17 protein-coding genes and 1 tRNA gene are annotated in these 21,347 nt (G+C 58.8%); 14 read left to right on the top strand and 4 right to left on the bottom strand.

The window, feature by feature from the left end; translation table 11 throughout:
* Window positions 1-5 precede the first annotated feature (5 nt).
* The gene (locus BM399_RS01695; protein WP_092863326.1) at window positions 6-2,393 is read right to left on the bottom strand and encodes a PHP domain-containing protein; all 2,388 of its coding nucleotides are present in this window, start codon (window positions 2,391-2,393) and stop codon (window positions 6-8) included.
* Window positions 2,394-2,654: 261 nt separating this feature from the next.
* Here BM399_RS01695 and BM399_RS01690 point away from each other — a divergent pair, with 261 nt between their 5' ends.
* From BM399_RS01690 to BM399_RS01675, 4 genes are all read left to right on the top strand, one after another.
* Window positions 2,655-4,070: an ABC transporter substrate-binding protein gene (locus tag BM399_RS01690; RefSeq protein WP_092863323.1), complete on the top strand. Its 1,416-nt coding sequence runs from the start codon at window positions 2,655-2,657 to the stop codon at window positions 4,068-4,070.
* Between the two features lie 11 nt (window positions 4,071-4,081).
* Window positions 4,082-4,879: an ABC transporter permease gene (locus BM399_RS01685; protein WP_092863320.1), complete on the top strand. Its 798-nt coding sequence runs from the start codon at window positions 4,082-4,084 to the stop codon at window positions 4,877-4,879.
* A complete protein-coding gene (locus BM399_RS01680; RefSeq protein ID WP_092863317.1) occupies window positions 4,876-5,718 on the top strand; it encodes an ABC transporter ATP-binding protein in 843 nt (280 codons plus the stop codon). The genes BM399_RS01685 and BM399_RS01680 overlap by 4 nt, the downstream gene beginning before the upstream one ends.
* 89 nt (window positions 5,719-5,807) lie before the next feature.
* Window positions 5,808-6,566, top strand: coding sequence for a Crp/Fnr family transcriptional regulator (locus tag BM399_RS01675; protein WP_092863314.1), 759 nt, complete (start codon window positions 5,808-5,810; stop codon window positions 6,564-6,566).
* A gap of 1 nt (window position 6,567) precedes the next feature.
* On the opposite strand, the gene BM399_RS01670 is transcribed toward BM399_RS01675, so the two are convergent.
* Together BM399_RS01670 and BM399_RS01665 are read right to left on the bottom strand one after the other, a co-directional pair.
* On the bottom strand, window positions 6,568-6,801 hold the full coding sequence (locus BM399_RS01670; RefSeq protein WP_092866122.1) for a 4Fe-4S dicluster domain-containing protein: 234 nt from the start codon (window positions 6,799-6,801) through the stop codon (window positions 6,568-6,570).
* Between the two features lie 14 nt (window positions 6,802-6,815).
* Complete coding sequence (locus tag BM399_RS01665) at window positions 6,816-7,127, bottom strand: gamma-butyrobetaine hydroxylase-like domain-containing protein (RefSeq protein ID WP_092863311.1); 312 nt, start codon at window positions 7,125-7,127, stop codon at window positions 6,816-6,818.
* A gap of 143 nt (window positions 7,128-7,270) precedes the next feature.
* On the opposite strand from BM399_RS01665, the gene BM399_RS01660 reads away from it, so the two are divergent.
* A complete protein-coding gene (locus tag BM399_RS01660; RefSeq protein ID WP_092863308.1) occupies window positions 7,271-9,040 on the top strand; it encodes a fumarate reductase/succinate dehydrogenase flavoprotein subunit in 1,770 nt (589 codons plus the stop codon).
* Complete coding sequence (locus BM399_RS01655; protein ID WP_092863305.1) at window positions 9,037-9,999, top strand: HEAT repeat domain-containing protein; 963 nt, start codon at window positions 9,037-9,039, stop codon at window positions 9,997-9,999. Before BM399_RS01660 ends, BM399_RS01655 begins: the two co-directional genes overlap by 4 nt.
* 8 nt (window positions 10,000-10,007) lie before the next feature.
* Here BM399_RS01655 and BM399_RS01650 read toward each other — a convergent pair whose 3' ends face one another.
* Window positions 10,008-11,144: a porin gene (locus tag BM399_RS01650; RefSeq protein WP_244531024.1), complete on the bottom strand. Its 1,137-nt coding sequence runs from the start codon at window positions 11,142-11,144 to the stop codon at window positions 10,008-10,010.
* Window positions 11,145-11,762: 618 nt separating this feature from the next.
* Here BM399_RS01650 and BM399_RS01645 point away from each other — a divergent pair.
* The 8 genes from BM399_RS01645 to BM399_RS01605 all read left to right on the top strand — a co-directional run bounded on the left by BM399_RS01645 (window position 11,763) and on the right by BM399_RS01605 (window position 21,226).
* Window positions 11,763-11,848, top strand: a tRNA-Leu gene (locus tag BM399_RS01645).
* 568 nt (window positions 11,849-12,416) lie between these two features.
* A complete protein-coding gene (locus BM399_RS01640) occupies window positions 12,417-12,668 on the top strand; it encodes an autotransporter domain-containing protein (RefSeq protein ID WP_177228015.1) in 252 nt (83 codons plus the stop codon).
* Window positions 12,669-14,081: 1,413 nt separating this feature from the next.
* Complete coding sequence (locus BM399_RS01630) at window positions 14,082-16,334, top strand: DUF3141 domain-containing protein (protein WP_092863299.1); 2,253 nt, start codon at window positions 14,082-14,084, stop codon at window positions 16,332-16,334.
* Between the two features lie 76 nt (window positions 16,335-16,410).
* Complete coding sequence (locus BM399_RS01625; RefSeq protein WP_244531023.1) at window positions 16,411-16,806, top strand: hypothetical protein; 396 nt, start codon at window positions 16,411-16,413, stop codon at window positions 16,804-16,806.
* Between the two features lie 21 nt (window positions 16,807-16,827).
* The gene (locus tag BM399_RS01620) at window positions 16,828-17,787 is read left to right on the top strand and encodes a phosphate acetyltransferase (protein ID WP_092863293.1); all 960 of its coding nucleotides are present in this window, start codon (window positions 16,828-16,830) and stop codon (window positions 17,785-17,787) included.
* 3 nt (window positions 17,788-17,790) lie between these two features.
* Window positions 17,791-19,005 carry an acetate/propionate family kinase gene (locus BM399_RS01615; RefSeq protein ID WP_092863290.1) on the top strand — a complete coding sequence of 405 codons (1,215 nt, stop codon included), beginning with the start codon at window positions 17,791-17,793 and terminating at the stop codon, window positions 19,003-19,005.
* The gene (gene fabI / locus BM399_RS01610; RefSeq protein WP_092863287.1) at window positions 19,002-19,784 is read left to right on the top strand and encodes an enoyl-ACP reductase FabI; all 783 of its coding nucleotides are present in this window, start codon (window positions 19,002-19,004) and stop codon (window positions 19,782-19,784) included. Before BM399_RS01615 ends, fabI begins: the two co-directional genes overlap by 4 nt.
* Window positions 19,785-20,035: 251 nt before the next feature.
* Window positions 20,036-21,226, top strand: a complete 1,191-nt coding sequence (locus tag BM399_RS01605; protein ID WP_177228014.1) for an OmpA family protein — start codon at window positions 20,036-20,038, stop codon at window positions 21,224-21,226.
* The last annotated feature ends 121 nt before the right edge of the window (window positions 21,227-21,347 follow it).

The following is a 21,347-nucleotide window of genomic DNA, read 5'->3' as shown; positions in this document are numbered from 1 at the left end:
CACTGTTAGCTCTGCGCAAAGGTTATGAAGACCGGCGACGTCCACACTTTTTCATCGTCAATTTGACGGCCGTAAACATAGACGGGTCTGAACCCGTGTGGGCCATTGCGTGGATCGACTTCCAGTTCACCGGCGACCTCCAAAGGCAACGGCTTGCCGGTCAAGCGTTCGAGCGCGAGAAACAAACCCTCGCCACCCAAATCACGACGCAACACACCTTCGTCGATGAGCTGCGCGCCCGACACGTGCCAGGCGAAGGTTGGCCGATGTGCGAAGAGCGCAGGTGATAGAGTGTCACCGACCTTTTGATATTCCCCGATCGTCCCCTCGACCGTTATTGTAGCGTCCGCCAGACCGGTGACGTCAAACTCGATCGTGTCGGCATCACCGTAGGTCTCGGATTTGAACGAGACTTCGTTGGCGCCGTGTCGCCACGCAGCCTCTTCGATGTGTTCAAATCCGAAAGTCTTGACGGAATGGATCACCGCGTTCGCGACCTTGATCGTGCCGGACCACTTTGCTGCCCGATAACGGTCCTTGATGCGAGCGCCGCCCCAACGCAGCCGGAAACGCCGCGAGCTATACCCCGCCTCTGACTGAAGGTTCCGCTCCCAGAATACGCCGTTGTGATCGTACGCTGCGATGTAGTCCCAGGCAGCACTGCCTAACAGACGATACTTCAGCGTCGTCGCCACCGCTGCACTGATCTCATCTCCTTGGATCGCCGCGCCGGATGAGAGCAAACCGACGATGCGTTCTCCGGTCGTCGCCCAGGTGTGCCGTGCCCGAAGCGCTCGCCCTATATCTCGCCTCGTCAGTGCCGGCGCGATCACGCCCGTTAGACCGCCCCGGACTCCGAAGACTTGTGCACCCGGTGCTCCTCCCCCACATCGGCCGCGGTGTTCATCTCCCGCAGCAGAAGCGCCGAGCTTGTATCCTCGAGAAATCGCTTCCTGGTAGAACCACCCGAAGTGACCCCAGGTCGAACTGACCTCGATCAGCCGTTCGAGCGCCGGATCATGCCAATCGAGGTTTGCTCGCCGTCCGCCCACGTGCGGAATGAGCAGATGTCCCTCAGGATCATGTTCGTAGACGCTCCACAGATCATTGAGCGGCCACGTCCCGGGTTCGATCGTTCCACCCTGCATCGCCGCGTTCCATTCGAACGATCGGGCCGGGCGCCCTGAATGATGGAAGGGAAACTCGGGCTGCCTGTCGTGAAGGAAGATGACGTTGTGGTCCCCTCCGGCACAAGAGTTGCCGCACCATTCAGTCCCTGGAAACGTGACGAACGCCCCATCACGATGCAAGTCACGAATGAGATCAACGGATTTGATCCAATCGCTTTCCGTGACGTTGAAATCATTCGCCGTGTAGCCAAGGACATCGAGACCCGCCACATCCCGGCCGTACCGGAGATTGTAGTCGGTGCTGTTGATGCCGACCGTGTCGTCGGAGTGAACATGAAGATCGGCAAACCAGGCCTGCGGGACACTTAAACCGGGATCCACGCTCAGCACCGCGCGCGCGGCGGCAATACGGGAATTGCTCGGAAAGTGTGCCAGAATTTCTACCGCACCATCCAGGCCATCGGTCATCAAGTCGTGCCGCACCACGGCCCATCCGGCCTCGGGAAACGCGATCGTCTTGACGTCCTGCTTGTTCGTTTCCGTGATCTTCAGCTCGACGGGCTCCTTCACGTCTCGGCAAACGTTTCCCCACACATCAAACGCACGGACCCGGATGGACGCCTTCTCACCAGCCTTCACAAGTCGTGGCGTTACGATCGACAGTGCCGCCGGCGATCCCGCCAGGAATTCAATCGTGGCGTCACCGGGAACCGGTGCGAATTTGGATGTGCCGAGCGGATCAATGTAGGCCCGGAATGTGAACGCCGCCTCCTCGAAGGTCTGAACCCGCGTGCCTGGCCCACCAGAACGCCGGTCACCGAGGCGAATGATGATCGTGTCGCCAGGATTGAGGTAGCCGTCGACGAAATCGATTAAGAGGGCCTTCTGAAACGGTCTCTCGTGACCCTTCTGGTCAAAAGTGATTTTCAGAGCCTGCACCGTCGGTGGACTTTGACCCTCAACGAGGGGCGCGGCAGCGTATTCGGCAGACACGTAGTTCGCTGCGGTCGGGTCGCTGGTCTGAAACAGCGCCCAATCCGTATAGAACTTGAAAGCAATCTTGAGCCGCGCTCCATCCGCGATGCCACTTTCGCCGACAACGTAGGTCAGCAGGACCTCCTCCCACGATCCCGCAACCAGCCGTTCGTGCGAGCAGCTCAGCGCACCAAGGAACGGCCGTTCGGAGCTGCGCTGACCTTTCCCTTGCGGGAATATCCGCCGCTCCTCTTGAAAGCTTTCATGATCATACGTCCCGTCAGCCATTTCATTTCGTCCCGGACAAGCGTTTGAACGAGTGCGCGATTATCTAGGAGACGATCGAAGCGGGCCGTAACAACAATTCCTGCTTTTCTTATTCCAAATGGAATGCACCAGTCCCAAAGGAAGAACGATATAAGAAATCGATCTAACGGCTCTGCAAACTAATTGCTTCAGGGTTTATCGCGCCATCAGCATCCTCTCGGGATCGACCGGCCTCGTCATTAGCGAAGGCCGGGGCACACATGATTCCGTAGGGGTTCACACATGCGCGGCAAGCTACTTATTCCGGCGATCCTGCTCACCTTGAGCAGTCACGTCACCCAAGCGATCTCGGCTGAGACGATCCGCGTTGCCATCGGCACGCAGGACACCACGATCAATACGGCCACCGGCGGTCTGATCATTCGCGAAGAGAAGCTTCTCGAAAAGTACCTGCCGAAGGATGGAAAGTACAAGGACGTAACTTACGACATTCAATGGCGTAACTTCACCACGGGCGCGGCCATCACCAATGATCAAATCGCGGGCAAGGTGGACTTCGGCGTCATGGCTGATTTTCCAGGCTCGCTCAATGGCGTTGCGCATGAGAAGGCAGGACGCAGCAGCATCTTCATCTCGGTTCTGCAGGGAAGCGTAAAGGGCTCGGGTAACGGCATCGTGGTGCCGAGTTCCTCATCGGTTCAGTCCCTCGCCGAGCTGAAGGGCAAGACCATCTCCGTACCCTTCGCCTCGACATCGCATGGTCTTCTGCTCCGCGCGATCAAAGCTCAGGGTTGGAACCCCGATACCGACGTGAAGATAATCGCGCAAACACCGGAAGTGGCGGGCTCCGCTCTGCAATCCAACCAGGTCGATGCGCACGCCGACTTCGTACCATTCGCCGAGCTGTTCCCGTGGCGCGGATTCGCCCGCAAGATTTATGACGGCTCGCAGGCTAACGGTCCGACGTTCCACGGCGCCCTCGTCGACAAGGCCTATGCGGAGAAATATCCGGAGATCGTGACCGCCTATCTGCAGGCAGCGCTCGAGGCCAACAGGCTCATTGCCGAACAGCCCGAGAAATACAGCGAACTCATCGCCAAGGTCACGGGCGTCGAGGCGGAAGTGAACTACCTCTTCCACGGTCCACTCGGCCTGCAGACTCGCGACCTCACCTGGAAGCCTGAATATCGCCAAGCCGTCGCGACCGCCATTGAGACACTGAAGCTTCTGAAGAAGACCGATCAGGGACTCAACTTGGATACCTTCGTCAACGACACCTATATCAAGGCCGCCTTCAAGGCCTCCGGCCTGGACTACGATGCGCAGCTCAAGAACTACGAGCAGCTGCCGCTAAATGCAAAGGACGCGGCAACCGGCGAGGAGATCAAGGATAGCAAGCGCGTAGCGCAGATCTGGGTCAAGGACGAGCCGCTGGTCCGTCACTACGCTCATGCAGAAAACGCGCTCAAGGCACTCAAGACGCTTGAGACCGAGGGGAAAGCCATCCGCGTGCTTTACGCGCAGGATCGCAATACCGGTATCAAGTTGCTGGGCGCGCAAGCCTGGTTCGTCCGCTCCGATGCAGGCGAAGTGAGCGCATTCCTTCTCAAGGAACAGGCTGAGGCCTGGGCCAAGGCAAACGGCGGCAAAGTTCTCGACTACGCCGGCGTCCGCGCGGCTGTCCTCGCAAGCAACTGACCGGGCAGCACGTGACATCCTCCGCTCGCTCCAGCCTTGCCAGCTGGTTGTTGAAATTGACCTCGATCGCCGCCTGCCTCCTCGTATGGCAGGCGGCGTCGAAGTTCCGCATCAATCTTGGCGTCGTCACCTTTACGAACGTGCCGGCGCCAACCGACGTCCTGGAAGCGGCAGTCGCGCTGGCACAGTCTTCCAAAGTGTTCGATCACGTGTCGAGCAGCCTGAGGCGCGTTGGCGTGGGCTACGTCATCGCCGCGTGTCTCGGTATAGCCCTCGGGCTTGCGGTAGGCCGCTCGCGCCGGGCGGCGGATCTGTTGTTGCCTCCGCTCGAGTTGCTGCGGCCCATTCCGGCGGTCGCTTGGATACCGCTTGCGGTTCTGATGTTTCCGTCGTCGGAAGCCTCGATGATCTACATCACGTTCATCGGCGCATTATTTCCCATTTTGCTCAACACAGTGCACGGCGTTGAAAACGTCGACGCGCGTTTGATCGCATCGGCGCAGAGCCTTGGCGCTTCTCGCGGCGCAATCCTGCGTGAGGTGGTGATTCCCGCAGCCGCTCCCAGCATCGTGACTGGGCTCGCCATCGGGATGGGAACGAGCTGGTTCTGTCTCGTCACTGCGGAGATGATCTCCGGCCAGTTCGGCATTGGCTACTACACGTGGGAATCCTACATTTTGCAGAACTATCCGGACATCGTCGTCGGCATGGTGCTGATCGGCGTACTTGGCATGGGATCGAGCGTGCTCCTGCGCTGGCTCGGAGCGCGTCTGACGCCGTGGAACAATCTTGAAGGTGCCCGGCGATGAGCGGCGAAGAGAGACTGACGAAGCCCGAACTGGGCCGCATCGAGGCCGAGCACGTTTCGATACGCCTAGGCTTCGGCCATCAGGCATTTGAGGCCGTACAGGACGTGAGCTTCGACGTCGAACCCGGAGAGCTGGTGTGCCTGATTGGGCCCTCGGGCTGCGGAAAATCGACACTTCTTGGTGCGCTCGCTGGCCACATCACCCCGAGTGGCGGAACTCTGAAAGTCGACGGCCTCGCCGTGCGCGGTCCGCACCCGGATCGCGGGATTGTCTTTCAACATCACACGTTATTTCCGTGGAAGAGTGCGCTTGCCAACGTCGCGTTCGGGCCCAAGATGCGCGGCGTTCCCAAGGCGGAGCGTAAGCGGCAGGCGATCGAAATCCTCGACCTGATCGGCCTTGGCGATTTCGCAGATCGATATCCCAAGCAACTGTCGGGCGGTATGCAGCAGCGTGTCGAGATCGCACGCGTTCTCGTCAACAAGCCGCGTCTGCTGCTCATGGATGAACCTTTCGGCGCCCTGGATGCGCTGACACGCCTGATGATGCAAGAACTGCTGCTGGAGATATGGGCGCGCGTTCGCACGACAGTGCTGTTCGTCACACACGACATCGACGAAGCGTTGTTTCTCGCCGACCGCATCATCGTGATGACGCCGCGGCCGGGCCGGTTACTGGAGATCATTCGCGTGCCGTTCGTTCGGCCGAGGCCGGCGGAAATCGTCGCGACAGCTGAATTCGGCGAGCTCAAGCGCCATTGCCTCGAGCTGCTTCGCGGCCGTCAGAACGGGTTCCCGCTGCCGCGCCTCAGCCCGCTAGGAAGCCCGCCTCAAAGCTGAGCAACCCACGTCACAAGCAATGCAGAAATTCTTCTTAGGCGTTTTCCCTGGAAGCCTTCTAATACAATCCCGTCAGCTCTGGAGGCTCCATGCAGAATTTTGATGCTGCACAAGACGTTTCGCCGTCCAGCCCACAGGGCCATGCACTCTTCTTGATCGATGAGCAAGAGACGGTCGACGACAGCTTACAGCTGATGGGCACTCTGCCGGAGAGCCTGCGGGCTAGCCTGCGGCGTGCCGGTTCGGTGCTCCGCCTCAAGACCGGCGAGCCGGTTTTCGAACAAGGCCAGCCTCACAACGGCATCTTCATGATCGAGAGCGGCTCCGTGCGCACGTTTTACTCTGGGCCTTCGGGTAAGGAGATTACACTCGCTTACTGGGGCGAGGGTCATTTCGTCGGCGGACCGGAGCTGTTCGGACGCGGCGCCCATATCTGGTCGGCGGAGGCCGCGACGCCAAGTGTGCTCTACAGCGTTTCGGGACGCGCGTTGCGAGCCTTAGCCGCGCAAAATTCTATTCTCGCAATGGGACTGATCGATGCGCTTATCGTGAAGGGGCGATGCTATTCCTCGCTGGCGCAAATTCTGGCGACGAAGCCGGCACGCGACCGGCTGGCCGAACTGCTTTTGGCCCTTGCAGACCGCACCGGCTCGGCCCCCATTGGTCAGGAAAGCGAAATACCACGCGACGTCACGCACGAGCAGCTTGCGGCCATCATCGGCTCGACACGTCAGTGGGTCACGGCGACGTTGGCACGCTTCGAGCGCGAGGGGCTCGTGTCGGTCCGGCCGGATTCGATCGTAATCCTCAATCGGCGCGGTCTGCGCGAAGCCCACACCGCCGGCTGAGTCATTTCAGCAGATACGGGATGTTGACGGTAACCGCATCGGTCGGACAATCGGTCTGGCACGGCATGCAGTACCAGCATTCATCGTACGCCATGTACGCCTTCTGCGTGATCTCGCTGATCCGCAGGACATCGAGCGGGCAGACATCGACGCAAACGGTACAGCCCTTGTCGGCAATGCACTTCGCATCGTCGACTTCGACTGGAACGATCGTGTAGGAAGTGGCTAGCGGCATGCGGTCATAAACTTTCAATCGATCAGGAAATCTTCGAGTTGGGGTCGCGTGGCCAAGGCAGCAAGATACGGCCATGGGTAGATGCCGCGTGCGTGGCCGTCAGAGAAAACGAGATTGACGGCGTAGTTGCCAATCGGGTTTACGGCCGCGATGGTCAGGCCTTCGGGCGCAGCACGATGCAAACCGCGCTCGCGGCGCACGCGACCTTGCGCTGAGGGACACTCGACCCACAACAACGCCGCGCCGAGTTCATGCCGGCGGCCATTGTCGGCGACAATGATCAATCCCTCACCCTGTTCGGTCAAAAGCACATCGGTAACGCGCATCCGTCAGCCAGACTCCTGTATCGCCATCGCCCCCCAAAACTGGCATCGTGCAGCACACTGCAAAAGCAATTAGTTGCTGCCTCTCGGTCCCGGATCCGCACTAGTGTGTTCGCCGAAGTCTTAAGCCAGGCGAGAGGGTATCCGTGGCACTCGACCAACTCATTGACGGCACGTCGGAGATCAGTTGCGACGTTCTTGTTCTCGGCGGCGGAACGGCAGGGCCCATGGCGGCGCTGAAAGCCAAGCAGAAGAACCCGAAATCGAAAGTCATCCTGCTCGAAAAGGCGAACGTGAAGCGCTCCGGCGCGATCTCGATGGGAATGGACGGCTTGAACAACGCTGTCATTCCAGGCCATGCGACGCCCGAACAGTACGTCCGCGAGATCACGATCGCGAACGATGGCATCGTCGATCAGAAGCCGGTGCTCAAATATGCGGAACGCTGCTACAGCGTCATTGAGGAACTCGATCGCTTCGGCATCAAATTTCAGAAGACCGAGAACGGGGACTTTGCGGTCAAGAAGGTTCATCATCTCGGCGCATACGTGTTGCCGATGCCGAACGGCGACACCGTGAAGAAGGCGCTCTACCGCCAGCTCAAGCGGGCACAGCTGCTGATCTCGAACCGATACATGGCAACCCGCCTGCTGAAGGGAAGCGACGGGCGGATCGCCGGCGCGATTGCTGTCAATACGCGCACGGGTCAGTTCCTGATCATCCGGGCCAAGGCGATCATCCTCTGCATGGGCGCGGCCGGACGCCTTGGTCTGCCTGCCTCCGGATACCTGTTTGGCACGTACGAGAACGCGGCAAATTCCGGCGACGGGTATGCCATGGCCTATCATGCCGGCGCGAAGCTCGCGAACCTCGAATGCTTCCAGATCAATCCCCTCATCAAGGATTACAACGGCCCTGCATGTGCCTACGTCGCCGGTCCTTTCGGCGCCTACACTGCAAACAACGAAGGCAACCGCTTCATCGACTGCGACTACTGGTCGGGGCAGATGATGCTGGAGTTCTACACCGAGCTACAGTCCGGCAAGGGGCCGGTGTTCCTTAAGCTGAACCACCTCCACGACAGCACGATCTCGGAGATCGAAGACATCCTGCACAAAGTAGAACGACCATCGCGCGGCAAATTCCACGAGCAGCGCGGAACGGATTACCGTGCGGAGATGATCGAAATGCACATCTCCGAGATCGGCTTCTGCTCCGGCCATAGCGCCTCGGGAGTGTTCGTCGACGAGTTCGCGCGAACCACCGTGGAGGGCCTCTACGCCGCCGGCGACATGGCGAGCGTACCGCACAGCTATATGCTTGGCGCTTTTACGAACGGTATGATCGCTGGTGAGCATGCCGTGGAATACGCCGCCGGCGTCTCACTTGCGGATATCGATGCGGAGGAAGTGACGCGGGAGTGCGAGCGGGTTTTAGCACCGACGAAGCGCGAGCGCGGCATTCCGCCAAACCAGATCGAGTACAAGACGCGGCGGCTTGTGAACGATTACCTGCAGCCGCCGAAGGTCCCGCGCAAGTACCAGCTGGCACAGCAGCGCTTCGCCGAGGTCCGCGAAGACCTTGAGCAGGGCATGCTGGCGCGCAACGCCCATGAGCTTCTGCGAGCGCTCGAAGCCTCATCCATTCTCGATTGCGCGGATATGGCGGCCGCCGCCTCGCTGTTTCGGACAGAGAGCCGGTGGGGCCTCTATCACTTACGCACGGACTATACGGATCGAAATGACGCCGATTGGTTCTGCCATACGCTTGTCGGCAAAACCGATGGCCGGATGACGGTCGAGAAGCGTGAAGTCCAGCCATACGTCGTGCCGATAGCCGACGACGAGAAGGATCTTTATTACAGGCAGCGCACGCGCCAGGCTGACGATGTGGCCGCGACGAGGATTGCCACGTGACGGCGGACCTGTTTGAAGACGACGTCGACCTCGCGGCGCTGGCAGAGGACCTGCAGTCGGACGACCCTCAGCGGCGTAGAGTTTCGGTCTTGGCCTTGAGCGACAGCGGCGATCCCGAGGCGTCGAAGCTGCTTCTAAGCGTCGTGCGCGATCCGGATCCGGGCGTGCGGAGGCAAGTAGCGCTCGGACTTGGAACCTTCGGCGGGCCTGGCGACGCCGAAGGCCTGGTCGCGCTTCTCCGCGATGCCGATCCCGGCGTTTCGCAAGCCGCTGCTGAAGGCCTCTGCGAGATCAAGGATGCCGACGCGGCACCTGTCCTTGTTGCTGGATTGACCGATGCATCCCCGTTCGTGCGCGCGTCGCTGTTGCGCGGGCTGAAGGAACTGCGGTCGGCTCTCGCTTTGGGGCCAGCGCTGCAGGCCCTGCAGGACGAAGATACCGAGGTTCGAATTCAAGCGGTCGGCGTCATCGGCTATTTGAAACGCGAGGACGCCGTTCCCGCGCTGCAGGCCGCCGCGAGAGATCCCGACCCGCACGTGAGACGCACGGCAATCAGCGCCCTTGGATTTTCGCGCCTTGCCGGTGGCGTCGCGACCCTCGTGCGTGGGCTCGCCGACAACGCGTGGAGCGTGAGGGAAGCGGCGGCGGAAGCCCTTGGCTACACCAAGGTTGAGGGATTTGATCCCGCGCCGCTCGTAGCGGCTCTCGATGATGCCTTCTGGCAGGTACGTCTCAAGGCCGTGCGCAGCCTTGCGCAACTCGGCGTCAGGGAAGCTGCGCCTCACATCGCGCGGAACCTCGACCATCCAGAGCCAAATTTGCGGAAGGAGGCGGCCAACGGCTTGGGTCATCTCGCGCATCCGGACACGCGCGATATCCTGAACCAAGCAGCGACCGATCCCGACGCCGATGTCCGCAAGAACGCCCGGTGGGCCCTGTCGCGGCTTGGTGCGGCGTAGCCGTTTCATCAAAACTGAAGTTGCATACCCAGAATAAATCTGTCGACGTTCCTGTCGCCGAAGTTGTCGATATTCTCATGCGAATAGAGGGCGGACAGAAGCGCGTCGTGCCCATCGATGATGAAGTTGCTGCCGACCGAATATTCGACCTGGTCCGGACCGAAATCGTGATCGAACTCCTGATAGCGGAAGACCGGCTCAAACCTGCCGATGCAAACCTTGTGATCGATCAGGTAGCTCGTCAGGATGAACCAGGCATTGCCGGAAGCAAGCCCGTTTCCGCCATCCGCGGTGCTCGTATCGATGCCGTAGGTATCGTAGATGTAATACGCACCTTCGATCGTAAAATTGTCATGCGCGGTAAACGCGTGATGCTGCATCAGCACGTCCACGTTGAAGCCGGTGAAATCACCTGACCGCACACCGTCGGTCGCGGCTCCACTCTGGAACTGCCCGACGACACCGACCGACAGAATTTTCTTTTTGCCGTAATAGTCGCTCGAGTAGGTGTAATAGCCGTCCTCTGCATCCCAGAAATCATACTGCACACGGCCAGCAACAAGCGGCCCATTGGCTTCGCGACTGAAGCACGTGTTGTTATCTGCGGTGCAACCCTGGTATCCGCCAATCATATATTTGAACTTGCCGATATCGCCCCAGACGGCGCCTCCATTGTCGCGCCCATCGAAAATACTGGGATAGGCGCTGACGAACGGAAATTCCCACGTTCCGAGATTGAATGGCCCGTCGAGGTTTGCGCGATCGCTCGGAGGCAACATACGCCCACCGTAGAGGTTGAACTCGTCGTGAAACTCGAAGCGAGCCATCGCGTCGAGAGTTTGCATACCAGTGGGATCGCCGTTCGGAGCTTGATCTATGTCGGTATTATAAGTGAAGCCGACTTTCTTGGTGAGCTGGCCCTGTATATAAAGTCGGGCGTTTGCTAGTTCCGCATCATTAAGTCCTGACTTCTCGGGCTCCGTGATGAACTGCCCGCGCAGGCCCGCTCCGACGCTGATCCAAGAGTCGTCATCCCAGAGATTGAACCTCAGGAACTCTTGCGCGAAAGCGGACGAACTGCCGAAAAGAGTGAAGGTGCAGGTGGCGGCAGCCAATCCCCGCTGCAAAGCACTGATCAAAATCATTCTCCCGGAATTTGGGATCAGCGTGCGAATTGGAAAAAAAGCATTTGTCTACGCCGAACAAGCGCCGCTAGACCAATTGTCAGCATTGAGAACATCGGCCACAAAATGCACTTATGAGAAAGGCGATTTGTTCAATCGACGAGCACAGATCGAGCGGGCACGAAGATGCGCGACTCGAAAAATAGAAACGAATGGCTCCAAGAGAAAAATCAGTAGGCGGTAATTATTTCGAAACCTTGGGGTGATTCTGCGATCCGTCACATACTCGCCGTTTCGCGTGCAGACGAATAGCGACCTTCTGTAGATCGACGGCCACGCTCGCGCGGCGCGGCACCACAAGCGCGAGATCTCGATGTTGCCACGTTTGGAGCAAGCGGCCGCCAACCCTCGTCCTGATTATTGCTCCACACGGCATCGGCCGCAGACCGCTCTGCATCGTCGAGCACAGCGTGAAGCCCTGCAGCGCCCGTCATCTCATGGTGCAACCGCTGGCACTAAGGGTCGAAATGACGCTGCAAAGTCGCCGGGCCCCTCGTCGGTCCCCTTGAACATTGTCTCGACCGGATAGCTGTCACGCAATTGACTTCCGGGCCGGCACAATTTACCTGACACGTCGATGCCCAGATGGCGGAATTGGTAGACGCACTGCTTTCAGGTAGCAGCGCTCACAAGGCGTGGAGGTTCGAGTCCTCTTCTGGGCACCAATCAACACAAATAATTTTTATAACCAGTTGATTTTGCAAGAAAAAATATCATATCCAAGCATTTGGCGGGATTTCCAAGCGGCTCGTGACTTCGCGAGTTTCCGGAACACGGGCTCGGCGCCCTGAACCATCGCATCAAGTTCATCGGTCTTAGTGGCGGCCCATTTCATCCAGTCATCAAGACTACGGCCTGCGACTTCGATTGATCCACGGCAACCGTTCTCGATAACGAGCGAAGAAAATGGCGGACCAAAACCGCCTTGCGATGACGCTCGGCCAACTCCACCAGGGCTTCATAGGTCCTCGGATCGCAGCGCGCGGCGAAGCTGCCGACCTGAAGCGCGTCCAGCTCCTTTAATCTGTCGAGGACGCCAGGAGTTCGGCATCAAGCTGCGACTTCAAATTTTCTCGGTGCGCCCGCGCGGCGCTGCGTGCTGCAATCAGAATGACATTCGCAATCCGAGGAATGCAGTCCTCCTTGCAGCCTACGCGGGCGGACCGGTCGGCGCCTCCGCTCTGCGCACCGGCGCGTCGTGGACATGGCACGACATCGACACGGAACGGAGAGTTGTATTTCCTGTTTTTCCTCGAAAGCATCGAAGCCAATTACGGCGGCGACACCGGCCAGATTTTCGGCGAGATGGGACTTCCAATGAACGCAGGCTCACTCGCATTTGAGCCGTTTGCCGGCATCGCATACGTTCACGTCTCGACGGACCGCTTCAGCGAAGAGGGCGGCGTTGCCACGCTCGGGACCGCTTTATCCCATTTGCGGAAGTCGGCCCACGACCGAGTGGCAAGGCGGTGGCGACGCCCCTGACGCGGTCATGCGCGCCCAATCGATCCGCACCGGAGATGGGCCAGAGACAGAGAGCCAAGATACCTGCGCGTTTGCTTGTTTTGGAGCGGGCGAGTCTGAAGAACTCGAGGAGGCATCATGGTTCACTCACATCGGGAATCGCGTCGCATCGTAAAACCAGTCCACGATCTCCAACCCGGCGAGATCCGCCAAGTCCTGAATCGCATCACTCACCTGGAGTGAACGTGGCGCGCCGGCAATTCCCGCGGGACAAACTGGCTTCAACCCACAACCGAAAACCGCCCCGAAAGGCATTGGCGTTGTCGCCTGCGCGACAAGGCGGCGGCAGTGTGCGGAGCTTTCTGACATTGCCTCCGCCGATCACCGTATCATCTGGCTGCAGGGCCGCCATAAGACGCTCGATGCATCGGCCACATGACCTTGCCACCTTCTCTTCCCGTTGCGCTCAAGGCCGGCGCGTCCGACGTAATCCTCGTAGGTTCCTTGCTTGTACGGCAAATGACCGAGTTCCATCGGCTGCTAGCGATCAAGGTGGTGCCGAGTCCTGTTCCTAGACCGAGAAACAGCATCTTTCCGCCTTCGTAGCTTCCCAAGGCCTGCATGGCGGCATCGTTTATCACTTTGACGGGACGACCAAACGCCTGCGCGAAATCGAACGCGACCCATCCACGCGCTAAGTTTACAGGTTCCGCTGAAGGCCGGCCCCCCCCAAGACTGGGCCCGGGTAGCCGATGGACACCACATCATAGGTCCAATCAGCGGCAAGTTTTTTCACCCCAGACACCATGCGCCGGGGCGTGAGCGTTGGGCCTGATCGAAACGAACGACTTTCCGACTGTCCGGTAGCGAGCCGACGAGCGCCCACGGTCTTAACGGATGACTTAAGTGCATCTGGTTGAGCTTGCCGCATTACCGCACACTCGCGCCGCCGGACGAAGGTTCACTTGCGTCGGCGTTTCACCGCTGTACGCTTTCCGTCACGACGTGTTCGCTCGACCGCCGTTCTTGTGGATCGTCAAATTTGGCGAGCGATCCATAACCCAAGGCCTTTTCAACGCTGGCCATGTTTTCGCTGAGACGGGTCAAAATCAGTTTGCGCTGCTTGCCGCGAGTGAGGGCAACCTCGACCAATTCACGATTTTTTAAATCACATTTGCATCGTCATTTAATCACTTCATAAGGCGTTGAATTGCGCTGAAATGGGGACGAGAGAGTGATTACTTAAACTGCAAACTCGCCGCGATCAGCGTCGCTGGATAACCTATTATGAAGCGCTACGCGACTCCACGCGCGAGATTTATAAGCGGTCGTCGTGCGAGATGATGAACAAGTTCGCAACCTTGATTTCGATCAATATCGGCATATGGTGCAACGCATTAGTGCGCCGGCTGATAATTTTGTGAGTAGCCGCTCATGCCCGACCCAACGATTTCAGCCGTCCAAAAACCGAGCAACCCACAACCATTCAACGTAGCCTTGGACGCGTGGGCGTATTCGATCGATGCTTGGCAACGCAGCATTCTCTTTCTCGACGCACTCGAGCAAAGAAGCTCGCGGTATCATGAGCACGCAGCCAAGCGCGCGCCGCATGTTTTGAAATTCGCCTGCGAGCTTGTCATTGATGGCCGCACATTATCAAAGCCTGTGAACTACGCACTCGTACGCATAGTCCCCTCCGAAGAAGACAAGCCCGACAAACGTAAGCGGCCATTTGTGGTCGTCGACCCACGAGCCGGGCATGGACCCGGCATCGGCGGGTTCAAGCCGCAGAGTGAGATCGGCGTGGCGATGAAGGCCGGTCACCCGTGCTATTTCATCGGCTTTCTTCCGGAGCCGGTTCCGGATCAGACAATTGAAGACATCGCACAGGCGGAAGCCGTCTTCATTCAGCATGTCATTAACCTGCATCCGGAGGCGGACGGCAAGCCAGCCGTTATCGGCAATTGCCAAGCGGGTTGGGCTGTCATGATGGTGGCGGCCGAGCGGCCTGAGCTGTTCGGCCCAATCATCATCGCGGGGGCTCCCCTCTCGTATTGGGCCGGAGAGCCGAGACAGAATCCCATGCGTTACACCGCCGGTTTACTTGGCGGCACTTGGCTCACCGCTCTGCTCGGAGATACCGGTAACGGCAAGTTCGATGGTGCGTGGCTCGTTTTCAATTTCGAGAACCTCAACCCCGCAAATACTCTTTGGGCCAAGCACTACAATCTCTACTCCAAGGTCGACACCGAAACGCCGCGGTATCTGGATTTCGAACAGTGGTGGGGCGGACATGTGTTGCTGAACGCCGGTGAGATGCAATTCATTGCCGATGAATTGTTCGTCGCAAATAAACTCACGACGGGTGAGATCGCATCGTCCAACGGCGCTCGCATCGATCTTCGTAACATTCGCTCGCCGATTGTCGTCTTCTGCTCGAAGGCAGACAACATCACGCCCCCGCCGCAGGCCTTGGATTGGATTCTCGATCTCTACGACAGCGTTGACGACATTCGGACTCACGGCCAAACGATCGTTTATGCGGTGCACGAGTCCGTGGGACATCTCGGCATCTTTGTTTCGGGCTCCGTTGCCAAGAAGGAGCACGATCAATTCGCGAGCAATATCGATCTGATCGATACGCTACCGCCCGGTCTCTACGAAGCCGTGATGACGCCCAAGAACGGTGACGAAGCCGGGGCCGAATTCATAGGGGGTGACTATCTAGTCCGCTTCGAAGCCCGCACTTTAGATGACATCCGCGCACTCGGCAGCAACAGCGAGGAGGACGATCGCGAGTTTGCGGCCGTCGCGCGCCTCTCCGAAATCAATCTCGGGCTCTATCGGACGTTTATGCAGCCATGGATGAGAGCCTGGGCCAACGAGACCACCGCAGAATGGATGCGCCGATTACATCCTCTTCGCATGCAATATGAATTTTTCTCCGACTCTAATCCTCTGCTGCAGCCCCTGCTGTCGAATGTTGAGTGGATCCGGGAAAACCGCCAGCCTGTCTCGAAAGACAACGTCTTATGGCAGGCGCAGGAAAGCTTCAGCGAGTGGTTCATTGATAGGCTCGATGCCTATCGCGATCTACGCGACAATACGATCGAAGCGTGGTTTCATGCGTTTTACGGTTCGCCGCTTTTGCAAGCACTCGTGGGACTCAAAGCAAGCGACGACAAACCCCGGCGAAGACTGGATGACGGCGTCGCCTATCGTACGCTGATCGCGCAAAAAATTGACGAGCTCAAAAGCCGGATATCGGACGGCGGTCCGCGGGAGGCCATTATCCGCGCGCTTCTCTATATCCGAATGCCCGATGGCGTCATTGACGAGCGCGGATTCAATCTTCTGCGGCGCATGCGAGAAGATACCGGCAAAGGCGTCACTCTCACGACATTCAAGCAAATCGTGCGCCAGCAGTTCCTGATGCTGTTGCTGGACGAGCGCGGAGCTATCAATGCCATTCCGTCAATGCTCGCACGCAATCCGGATCTAGCCTTCAGAATGAAGGGAAAGCTCGACCGGATCATTGAACTCGTCGGTGTCCGAAGCAAACCAGCGCGGGAGCGACTGGCGGAGATCGAGGCTATTTTCGAATCCGATGAGTTGCAGAATTTGACCCGGCAACATGCGGCCGCTGCTCCAACGGTGCAGACTGTCAGAAGTTCGAAGCATCACTGAGAAAGCAGCTTTCCGCTGGCCGAAGACAGAAGGAGAAGAAAGCATGCCTGGACTGTTGAGACCCGAAGATCTGCAGATGATCGCCTCCGATGCGGAAATGGAAGAGCTGAAACGCGAGCAAAAGCTCAGTCAAAGCCAAAAACAGCAACAACGCGAACTGCGCGAAGCCTTCATGTCGCGTAAAGTTGCGCCTGAGGCAGTCGAGCGCATCAACAATGCCGTGCGCATCGCAGCTCAAAACGGACATCATCACCTACAGGTCATTACCTTCCCGTCGAACTACTGTAGCGACGGGGGTCGACGCATCAACATAGCGGATCCCGAATGGCCGACGTCGCTAACCGGCTTCGCCAAGGATGCGTTCGAATTCTACGACGAGCAATTGCGGCCACTTGGGTACAGGCTTCGTGCTGAAATCGTAAGTTTTCCCGGTGGAATGCCGGGTGAGGTGGCGCTCTCCCTCGTGTGGTAACCTTTTCGAAGGAGAAAGGTTATGGCGAAGGCAGCCGTCTCAGAATTGCACCGCCACGAGAAATATGAGCGCCTGATCGCGGCTGCACAGCGCCTCTCGGCTCTTTCGACGGCGGTGGCGCATCCGTGCGATGAGACTTCTCTCCGTGGCGCGCTCGAGGCGATGCAAGCGGGCTTGATTACGCCGATCCTCGTCGGACCCAAGGATCGCATTACCGCCGTCGCGAAAGCAGCTGGGCTCGATATCAGCGGCTTGGAGTTGATCGATGTGCCTCACAGTCAGGCGGCTGCCGAGAAGGCCGTCGAGCTTGTTCGCTCCGGAAGGGCCGAGTTGCTCATGAAGGGAAGCCTCCACTCGGACGAGCTATTGGGGGCCGTGACGAAGCGCGAGACGGGGCTCAGGACCAACAGGCGCATCAGCCATGTGTTCGTGATGGACGTTCCTGATCATCCGCGTACATTGTTTATAACCGATGCCGCCGTGAACATCGCACCAGACCTCTCGGCGAAGCGCGACATCGTGCAGAATGCGATCGATCTCTATGTCAGCTTGGGTCTCGGCACACCGAAAGTCGCAATTCTCTCGGCTGTCGAGACGGTATCGCCTGCCATTCCCTCCACAATCGATGCGGCCGCGCTCTGCAAGATGGCGGATCGAGGACAGATCACCGGCGGCGAAGTCGATGGGCCGCTCGCATTCGATAATGCCATCAGCCCAGCGGCCGCTCAAATCAAAGGCATTAAATCGCCGGTCGCGGGACAAGCGCAAATTTTGGTCGTTCCCGATCTCGAAGCGGGCAACATGCTCGCGAAAAATCTTACGTTTATCTCGAAGGCGGATGCCGCTGGCATTGTTCTGGGTGCCAGAGTGCCGATCATCCTGACTTCACGCGCGGACAATATTCGCACGCGTCTGGCTTCTTGTGCCGTGGCGATGTTGCTCGGCCATAGTCGACGAGCAGATGCCGCAATCAGAGCTTGAGCGATGACGGAAGCGATTTTGGTGGTCAACGCCGGCAGCTCAAGCATCAAGTTCCAGCTGTTCGAAGTTGGACGTGGTGACGAGCTCAATCGACGCCTCAAGGGGCAGATCGAGGGCATCGGGACAAGACCACACTTTTTGGCAAGAGACGCCAAGGGCGAACTTGTGGTCGACAAGTCATGGAGCGACGGCGAGGTCGGCGATTTGGCGGACGCGCTCGATGAACTCGTGGCGTTCCTACGCGAGTATGTCGGGGAAGTGCCGGTCGCGATCGGTCACAGGGTCGTACATGGCGGCCCGGACTTCACCGAGCCGGCCGTCGTCAGCCCATGGGTGGTCGACCGCCTCGAACGTTTCGCTCCGCTTGCGCCGCTGCATCAATCGAACAACCTCGCACCTATAAGGATCGTGCTCGAACGGCGGCCGCACCTTTTGCAGGTCGCCTGCTTCGATACCTCCTTTCATCGAGGCCACCCGGATCTGGCAGACCGCTACGCCATCCCGAAAAATCTCTACGACGAAGGCGTCCGCCGATATGGTTTTCATGGGCTGTCGTATGAGTCCATCGCGAGATCACTTCGCGAAGTCGCGCCCGAAATTGCCGATGGCCGGGTCGTCGTGGCTCACCTCGGCAGCGGCGCTTCGATGTGCGCGCTACTGGCGGGAAAAAGCATCGAAAGCAGTATGGGCTTCACAGCGCTCGACGGCTTACCCATGGGGACACGTCCAGGCCAGCTCGACCCCGGCATCGTGCTCTATCTCTTACGTGAAAAGGGGATGAGTCCAAATGAAGTCGAGCATTACCTCTATCACGATTGCGGCCTCAAAGGCCTCTCTGGGGTGAGCAATGACGTCCGCGAATTGCTCGCGAGCACCGAGCCGAAGGCCAAGTTTGCGATCGATTACTTCACATATCGTATCGCGCTCTTCACCGGCATGCTCGCGGCCGCTCTGCGTGGGATCGATGGCTTCGTATTCACTGCAGGTATCGGCGAGAATGCGCCGGCGGTTCGCCGGTCCGTTGCGGACCGTCTGTCGTGGCTCGGCATCGAACTCTCTGAACAAGCCAACACGAACAACGAGCTTCGGATCTCCCGGCAGGGATCGCGCGTCGCTTGCTATGTGCTGCCGACCGATGAGGAACTGACGATCGCGCGACATACGCTCCGGACGCTGCGAGCGCATACCGCAGAGTCGCTCGAGGAAAAGCGGGCATGATCGACGTTGCATCGCTCAACCTGCTCAAGGGCAAAAAGGCGCTGGTCACCGGCATCGCGAACGATCAGTCGATTGCTTGGGGATGCGCCAAGGCTTTTCGGGCCTTCGGCGCCGATGTTGCAATCACCTATCTGAATGACCGGGCCAAGCCCTACGTCGAGCCTCTCGCCAAGGAGATTGACGCCCCTATCTTGATCCCGCTTGACGTTCAACAGGAGGGTCAGCTCGAGCAGGCATTCGAAAAAATAAAGAAGGAATGGGGCAGGCTTGATCTTTGTGTTCATTCGATCGCGTTCGCGCCGAAGGAAGACTTGCAGGGGCGCGTTGTCGATTGTTCCAAAGACGGGTTTCTTCGAGCGATGGAAATCTCGTGCTGGTCATTCATCAGAATGGCGAAACTCTCCGAACCCTTGATGAAATCCGGCGGAGCCCTGTTCACGATGACCTACTACGGCTCGCAAATGGTGGTCGAGCATTACAACATCATGGGACCGGTGAAGGCTGCTCTGGAATCCGCGACACGCTACATGGCCGCCGAACTCGGGCCAAAAGGCATAAGAGTTCACGCGATATCTCCCGGTCCGCTGAAGACTCGCGCCGCCTCTGGCATCACCGAATTTGATAAGCTCCTAAAAAAAGCACAATCGAAGGCGCCGAGCCGTAGTCTGGTCTCGATCGATGACGTCGGGGTCGCCGTCGCGTTTCTCGGCATGGATGGAGCTAAGCTGATTACCGGCGAGACGCTATACATCGATGGCGGCTACCATATCATCGATTAGATTTGAGCGCCGATGATGCGGGCTGCGGCAGCAGGCCTCCGCAACGTATATGATCGCGCCCAACCGCTGCCTGGTGAAGTCGCGCCGGAACTATGACGTGATGCTGCTAATGGCCCGGAAGCCAATATTTTGTGGACGCTTACGCCCGACGTGTCGCCTGCTGAGCACGATGGCCTTGCGCGCCGGCCCACCATATCTTGAACGAAATTGATGTAAGAATGATGCTTTATGCATCCTGCAAGGCATCTCGTATGCGCGCCAGACTTTTGTTCGTCCTGATCCTTCTTCTGCTCGGCGGCTTTGTTGCGCTGGCTCAGGTCGGCTTCCTTACGTGGCCTGTTGAGCTCGCCGTCACTCTGCACGTGGGGATGCCAGAGAAATGGAGACCAGCGGCAGGGGCCGATGCCGCGACGCCCAAAGCCACCGCTCCGCGCTCTGCCGAAGCGAATGCGCCTCGGCCGCCGCTCAATTCAGAAACACCGGCGACCACGGCAGCAAACGAAACCGCAGCAGCCGAAGCACAGTCTAGCGAAACTGCCACAAAAAAGAATTCAGACGCCCCGGCTTTGACGATCGCACGCATCTCGTCAATTGGCCCGTCCGTGTTCGGAGGTACTGCCGCCCCATTTGCGCGAGTGACCGTTCTGGAGGGCTCAACGCCGATAGGGACTGCCACGGCCAACGATAGGGGTGACTGGTCGATCGTGACGGAATACCGGTTCGCGAATTCCTCACCCGATATTAGCTTGCGCGTCGAAGCTAACCCCGAGAATGCGACGGCCTCGGCGTCCGAACCGCTGAAGGCTGTGCCGTCTCCGCAACCAACGACCTCAAGCCATGAACCGCCAGCAACTCAACTACTGAAGAAGTTCGAAGGCGTCGTAGCCGCTGCCCGAGAGGAAGCAAAGCATCAGGACGCAACTGGTGCGCCAAGCGCCAAGGTCAGTGAACAGGGCGGTTTGGCTAACGTTCAGCCCTCTCGTCCGCCGGAACCGCCGGCAAATCAGTCCTCGGCGACGCAGCCGCTGCTGTCGCCCTCACCGCCTTCGGCGCCGGAATCGACATCACAAGCTCCCGCCTCGCGCATCACAGCGACGACCATGCCCGTCCCGATTACCTTCGTCTACAATGAAGCAACGCTGACGCCGGAAGGGCACAGCGCCGCTCATCTCCTGCTCGAGTTTTTGATGTTGAAGAAATTCGCGGCGGTCATTCTTTCCGGTCACGCCGACGAGCGCGGTTTACCGGCTTACAACATGGAACTCTCCCGCGAGCGGCTCGTCGCAATTGAGCGCGTGCTTCGCAATGGTGGCTATCAAGGCAAGCTCGAGTTGGTGCCGAAGGGCGCGAACGAACCCTTCACGGGAGTCGACAGGAGCAAATATACAGCCGAAGAGCTGTATCAGCTCGATAGGCGCGTCGAACTCCGCGTTGCGAATTGACAGAAATTCAGCGGATTTTTCTCACGGGTGAAGCTCGCGCTCGCCGTCATCGCCCTTACGGACCACGCTGTCAGTCCGCCCCGGAAAGATCGCAGGCCGCAGCTCGATCGTGGTTGCAGGA

The organism is Hyphomicrobium facile (genome assembly GCF_900116175.1).
Classification (GTDB): Bacteria; Pseudomonadota; Alphaproteobacteria; order Rhizobiales; family Hyphomicrobiaceae; genus Hyphomicrobium_B; species Hyphomicrobium_B facile.
This window is presented reverse-complemented; position numbering and strand designations above follow the sequence as displayed.

Coding starts and splice junctions, on each gene's coding strand:
- BM399_RS01625 (WP_244531023.1), top strand. CDS start 16,411: ATGATCGCCTCCGATGCGGAAATGGAAGAGCTGAAACGCGAGCAAAAG.
- BM399_RS01650 (WP_244531024.1), bottom strand. CDS start 11,144: ATGATTTTGATCAGTGCTTTGCAGCGGGGATTGGCTGCCGCCACCTGC.
- BM399_RS01665 (WP_092863311.1), bottom strand. CDS start 7,127: ATGCGCGTTACCGATGTGCTTTTGACCGAACAGGGTGAGGGATTGATC.
- BM399_RS01680 (WP_092863317.1), top strand. CDS start 4,876: ATGAGCGGCGAAGAGAGACTGACGAAGCCCGAACTGGGCCGCATCGAG.
- BM399_RS01620 (WP_092863293.1), top strand. CDS start 16,828: ATGGCGAAGGCAGCCGTCTCAGAATTGCACCGCCACGAGAAATATGAG.
- fabI (WP_092863287.1), top strand. CDS start 19,002: ATGATCGACGTTGCATCGCTCAACCTGCTCAAGGGCAAAAAGGCGCTG.
- BM399_RS01675 (WP_092863314.1), top strand. CDS start 5,808: ATGCAGAATTTTGATGCTGCACAAGACGTTTCGCCGTCCAGCCCACAG.
- BM399_RS01690 (WP_092863323.1), top strand. CDS start 2,655: ATGCGCGGCAAGCTACTTATTCCGGCGATCCTGCTCACCTTGAGCAGT.
- BM399_RS01695 (WP_092863326.1), bottom strand. CDS start 2,393: ATGGCTGACGGGACGTATGATCATGAAAGCTTTCAAGAGGAGCGGCGG.
- BM399_RS01615 (WP_092863290.1), top strand. CDS start 17,791: ATGACGGAAGCGATTTTGGTGGTCAACGCCGGCAGCTCAAGCATCAAG.
- BM399_RS01630 (WP_092863299.1), top strand. CDS start 14,082: ATGCCCGACCCAACGATTTCAGCCGTCCAAAAACCGAGCAACCCACAA.
- BM399_RS01670 (WP_092866122.1), bottom strand. CDS start 6,801: ATGCCGCTAGCCACTTCCTACACGATCGTTCCAGTCGAAGTCGACGAT.
- BM399_RS01605 (WP_177228014.1), top strand. CDS start 20,036: ATGCGCGCCAGACTTTTGTTCGTCCTGATCCTTCTTCTGCTCGGCGGC.